This window comes from Shigella sp. FC1544, from assembly GCF_001722145.1.
GTDB classification, from domain to species: domain Bacteria; phylum Pseudomonadota; class Gammaproteobacteria; order Enterobacterales; family Enterobacteriaceae; genus Escherichia; species Escherichia coli.
Window position 1 is genome coordinate 1 of sequence record NZ_MECT01000186.1, and the last position, 3,290, is coordinate 3,290.

Below are 3,290 nucleotides of genomic sequence, written 5' to 3' on the forward strand. Positions count from 1 at the left end.
TTGTCGAAAAAGCCAGCAAGCTGAAAGACAGGTATTCACCGCCACCAGCGCGTTTACTGTACTGACGCGATTTCAGTCATAAAAAACCCGCCAGGCGGCAGGTTTAAGCTGTATGACGGAGTGACCAATCTTAACATACTGACATACTTTTTGCGGACCGCACTAATCATTTTTTACTTTTTTAGCAGCCAGTCGTCCATCTCCAGTCTTACCCCCAGCACAGACAAACATCCGTCAATAAACCCTTCGGCTATCTGCATCTCAATTCGTATTGCTTTTTCGCTTTTCTTTCTCGTCCTGGCTATCTGTCTTTTTGATATTCGCAACAAATAATGAGCAATGAGAAGCGAATACTCCTCAGGTTTTTTCTGCTTCAGACGAGCAAGACAGTTTTCAATGATAAGTCCGTCATCATCGCAGCAGGCCGGACGTGGTTTAGTGGCAGATGGTAAAAGTCCTTTGAATCCGGCAGCGATCGGAGAATAGTCCACCCCGGTGTTACCACTTGCAGCCCATGCCCCCCAGCGTTCAAGAACCATCTGAATATCACGCATCAACTTTCTCCACAAAATCAGGACAGCACACCAATCGCCAGCGCGCGATCGATAAAACGAAATATCAGCTCCAGTTGGGAGCCATACTTCTCTTCAAATGCCACGGTATCCGCATGCAGTTCGTCATGGTGTTTTCTGCACAAAGGCAACACAAAAAGGTCATGCGCTTTTGTACCCATTCCCCCCTGACCGTGACCTATCAGGTGGTGGGGATCATCAGCGGGCTTTCCACAACATGCACACGGCTGTGTCTTAACCCAGCGCGTGTACTTTTCATTAACCCAGCGGCGACGTTTTGGGCGTAACATAAAAGACTCCGGCGACTCCGGATCCACTTTCAGCGCCAGCACCTTTTTCGCCTTATCCTGGATGATGCTGGTGGCAGGAACCGAAGGCACAAGGTCACTTTCCCGGGTAACAGTCGGCACAACAGGCTTCGGTAATCTCAGTGCCTTACGGGCTGCACTTTCCGGTAAGGCATCCGCCAGATCATTACGAATCAGCCACCAGCACAGTTCCGGCATTGTCACAACGTGACTGTCATCAAAACCGAGATCCCGACGCACAACAGACAACACCCAGCGGGCACAGTTATCCGTTGCCATTGATTCCAGCCGTTCCGTGAACTGATCGCGCAGCTGATTATCGCAGTGCCAGCACAGACGGATTGCACCCGGAGCGTGTCGCATTGTGGTCATGTTCTCGCTGTGCCAGTCGGAATGAGGCCACTGGCAGCCTTTTTCACGAAGTAACCAGCTTTCAAGACATTCCACGCCACCAGCACGACGGATCACTTCCTCATTGCGGAACACGGCCCGAACGTCAGGATCATCCGCCAGCGGTTGTGATGCCGCCGGAACGGCACCACTGGCGAAAGATGAATAACGCTCCGGCTCAGGCTCCAGCAGGACACGCCCCTGCATAAACAGGGGCATCAGCTCTGAACCTGGTCTGAACAATACGATCCCCATACGCGGGGCAATTTCAGGGGTCAGTAGTGCTCTCACGGTCACCTCAATGAACGGTATCGAGCAGCTTTAACAGCTCAGGGAATCGGGATTCGAAGAAATGCGGCTGCGTCTCGCGCGGATTTGCAGGACAGGTGATGTTCTTGCCGAACATGCAGCCTTTCGCTGTCAGCGACCAGAATTTTTTGATGTTGTTAATCGCGGTACGGCTGTATCGTTCGCGCTGCTCGACGATCCCCAGCTTCACCATCTGGTGATATGCCTGATTAGCCGTAAGGCGGATACCATACTGTTTCAGCAGTGCACTCAGCGACAGCGTGGGGCGACTTGAGCCATCAGGCGCGTCAGCAGGAGCATCAATGGCATAGCGCGGTGCCAGATTCGGTAAGCCAACAGCCTCCTGGAGTTTCTGACAGGCACCAAGCACTGAAGAGTTAAACAGGTTTAATTCCCGGCGCATAAAGTCCAGCAGAATCACACCAGCCTGCATCTTGTCAGCAGCCTGTCCGGATAATTTTTCCGGTGCGCTGGTTACCATGTCGAAAGTACGGATCACCTTCAGATGGAATGACGGGCTGATCCACATTGCATAGGCATACACCAGTTCCTTGCAGACATACGTTCCCCGTTCATTTCCCCCATGAATCATACTCACCGGGTCAACACCCAAATTCTGGGTGTTGGTCAATTCATGAACAAGCTCAACAGTTTGTTGGCTGGAAATAAACTTTCCCGGCTCCTTGGTTCTGGCATTTGCACCAGATGCTACTGCTGCGCGATGTAGATCGTTCAGGCTGTAACGCCCATAAGCATCACGACGAACTTCAATACCATCAATGACCATCAGATTATTCATACTTCGTTTCTCCTCTTGATCAGGCGGCTGCACCCGCCGTTTTCTCGTACTTACTGATAGTGATCTCGACCTTCCCTTTCGGGATAACCGGTCCCCACTCCACCAGCATTCTTTTCACCTGACTGTCGTCTTCCCACACACCCGCGTGGGTCAGGGCGTCAAACAGCGCCTTGTTATAGTTGTCCAGATCGCGGATCCGGTTATCCGGAGGAAACAACACGATCTCCACTGAAGCAGGTGCCGACGTTGGTTTCGGCAGACGACGTAACTGCTCAACTATTGCTGCGCACGCCGCGCTCTGGAATTTTCGCCCCGCCGCGCTTATCAGGCTCTAACCAGCAAACGCCCCTTTGTTGGGGTGTCGCCAGTACGTGTTCACGCTGGGCGGAAAAGGCAGTATTAGCTTCATGCCACCATCTCCCTGACCAGTTTTTCCGCCTGCTGGCGAACCTGCGCCAGAAATGCCTCACCACATGCCTCAAGTTCATCGCGCCCGATGTAGCTGATTGCCGGTCCCTTCCAGGTCTTGTCAAAAACAGCAATAGCACCAGCGAAGAAAGCACCTGTTGGCACCTGCTTTTCGTCTTTCGGGATAAACCAGGCAGGCAGTTCAAAACCAATACGCCCGCGAATAAAAGCAATATGATCTGCATCTTCCGGCCACCACACTTCGCTGGTGGCAGCTTTGATCAGGAAAACATAGCGCCCGCCTTTATCACGCATGGCACTGGCATGCTTCATGATGTAACGCATGCCGATGATGTATTGCCCCTCATGCTGACTGGCGCGGCTGTACGGGGGATTGCCAAAGGCAGCACCTTTAAGCTCCGCAAGACGTTCTGACCAGTCATGCGCCAGCGCGTTGTCTTCCGCCGTGTAATACGCGGCACATTTGGCGTTATCACCGTCAGT

At 52.5% G+C, this 3,290-nt stretch carries 4 protein-coding genes and 1 pseudogene; all 5 read right to left on the minus strand.

What is annotated here, in order from left to right:
• Window positions 1–173 precede the first annotated feature (173 nt).
• The gene (locus tag BGK49_RS11105) at window positions 174–554 is read right to left on the minus strand and encodes an antiterminator Q family protein (protein ID WP_001204806.1); all 381 of its coding nucleotides are present in this window, start codon (window positions 552–554) and stop codon (window positions 174–176) included.
• Between the two features lie 17 nt (window positions 555–571).
• Complete coding sequence (locus tag BGK49_RS11110; protein WP_005041034.1) at window positions 572–1,561, minus strand: DUF968 domain-containing protein; 990 nt, start codon at window positions 1,559–1,561, stop codon at window positions 572–574.
• Window positions 1,562–1,568: 7 nt separating this feature from the next.
• The gene (locus BGK49_RS11115; protein WP_001061419.1) at window positions 1,569–2,378 is read right to left on the minus strand and encodes a KilA-N domain-containing protein; all 810 of its coding nucleotides are present in this window, start codon (window positions 2,376–2,378) and stop codon (window positions 1,569–1,571) included.
• A 19-nt stretch (window positions 2,379–2,397) separates the two neighbouring features.
• Window positions 2,398–2,787: pseudogene (locus tag BGK49_RS11120) on the minus strand (RusA family crossover junction endodeoxyribonuclease).
• Window positions 2,784–3,290 (minus strand): phage N-6-adenine-methyltransferase (locus BGK49_RS11125; RefSeq protein WP_069375744.1); only part of this gene is annotated, 507 nt, incomplete at its 5' end. The pseudogene BGK49_RS11120 and the gene BGK49_RS11125, both read right to left, overlap by 4 nt.

Excerpts from the sequence above, each read along its gene's own strand:
- BGK49_RS11115 (WP_001061419.1), bottom strand. The coding sequence starts at position 2,378 with ATGAATAATCTGATGGTCATTGATGGTATTGAAGTTCGTCGTGATGCT.
- BGK49_RS11105 (WP_001204806.1), bottom strand. The coding sequence starts at position 554 with ATGCGTGATATTCAGATGGTTCTTGAACGCTGGGGGGCATGGGCTGCA.